Origin of the sequence: Metapseudomonas boanensis (assembly GCF_018704125.1) — a bacterium.
Lineage (GTDB): Bacteria > Pseudomonadota > Gammaproteobacteria > Pseudomonadales > Pseudomonadaceae > Metapseudomonas > Metapseudomonas boanensis.
Genome location: NZ_JAGTIS010000047.1, coordinates 1 through 1,776, shown reverse-complemented (window position 1 = coordinate 1,776; position 1,776 = coordinate 1). Strand labels below are relative to the sequence as shown.

At 65.6% G+C, this 1,776-nt stretch carries 1 protein-coding gene; it reads left to right on the top strand.

All coding sequences use genetic code 11. The features are described 5' to 3' along the window. On the top strand, nucleotides 1–1,775 hold a 1,775-nt coding region (locus J7302_RS26215), incomplete at its 5' end, for an acyl-CoA dehydrogenase C-terminal domain-containing protein (RefSeq protein WP_215381762.1). Between the last annotated feature and the right edge of the window lies 1 nt (nucleotide 1,776).

Sequence of the window (1,776 nt, the reverse complement as noted above, 5' to 3'; positions counted from 1 at the left end):
CTGACTACAAAGCCCCCTTGCGCGACATGCGCTTCGTCCTCAATGAAGTCTTCGACGTGGCCAAACTGTGGTCAGAACTGCCGGCGCTGGCCGAAGTGGTTGACGTCGATACCGCTGCGGCGATCCTCGAAGAGGCCGGGAAAGTGACCGCCGGAGTGGTTGCACCGCTCAACCGCAGCGGCGACGAAGAAGGCTGCCAATGGCAGGATGGCGTGGTCACGACGCCGGCCGGCTTCCCCGCGGCCTACCAGACCTACGCCGAAGGCGGCTGGGTCGGCGTGGGCGGTGACCCGGTCTACGGCGGCATGGGCATGCCCAAGGTCATCTCCGCCCAGGTGGAGGAGATGGTCAACGCGGCCAACCTGTCGTTCGGCCTGTACCCGATGCTGACCGCCGGCGCCTGCCTGTCGCTCAACGCCCACGCCAGCGACGAGCTGAAGGCAAAGTACCTGCCGAACATGTACGCCGGCGTCTGGGCGGGCTCCATGTGCCTGACCGAGCCGCATGCCGGTACCGACCTCGGCATCATCCGCACCAAGGCCGAACCGCAGGCCGATGGCAGCTACACGATCACCGGCACCAAGATCTTCATCACCGGCGGCGAGCACGACCTCACCGAGAACATCATCCATCTGGTGCTGGCCAAGCTGCCCGACGCACCGGCCGGTCCGAAAGGTATCTCGCTGTTCCTGGTGCCCAAGGTCATGGTCAACGAAGATGGCAGCCTTGGCGCACGCAATGCAGTGAGCTGCGGCTCGATCGAGCACAAGATGGGCATCAAGGGTTCCGCTACCTGCGTAATGAACTTCGATGGCGCCACCGGCTACATCGTCGATGCGCCGAACAAGGGTCTGGCGGCGATGTTCACCATGATGAACTACGAGCGCCTGGGCGTGGGTATCCAGGGCCTGGCCTCCGGCGAGCGTTCCTACCAGAGCGCCGTGGAGTACGCCCGCGAGCGCATCCAGAGCCGCGCGCCGACCGGCCCGGTGGCCAAGGACAAGGCGGCCGACCCGATCATCGTGCATCCCGACGTGCGCCGCATGCTGCTGACCATGAAGGCAGCCAACGAAGGCGGCCGTGCCTTCTCCAGCTACGTCGCCATGCAGCTGGACACCGCCAAGTTCAGCGAAGACCCTGTCGTGCGCAAGCGCGCGGAAGAACTGGTCGCCCTGCTGACCCCTGTGGCCAAGGCCTTCCTCACCGACCTCGGTCTGGAAACCACCGTGCATGGCCAGCAGGTCTTTGGCGGCCACGGTTTCATCCGCGAGTGGGGCCAGGAGCAACTGGTGCGTGACGTGCGCATCACGCAGATCTACGAAGGCACCAACGGCATCCAGGCGCTGGACCTGGTGGGGCGCAAGGTGGTCGGCAGCGGCGGGGCGTTCTACAAACACTTCGCCGACGAGATCAAGGCGTTCGCCGAGAGTGCGCCCGCCGAACTGGCCGAGTTCGTGCAGCCGCTGAAGGCCGCCATCGCCAACCTCGACGAGCTGACCGCCTGGGTCCTGGACCGCGCGCAGTCCAACCCCAATGAGATCGGTGCCGCCTCGGTCGAGTACCTGCACGTGTTCGGCTACACCGCCTACGCCTACATGTGGGCGCTGATGGCGCGGGCCGCCTTGGGTAAGGAAGGCCAGGACGAGTTCTACGCCAGCAAGCTCGGCACCGCGCGCTTCTACTTCGCGCGCCTGCTGCCGCGCATCCACTCGCTGACCGCCTCGGTGAAGGCCGGTAGCGAATCGTTGTACCTGCTGGACACTGCGCAGTTCTAAG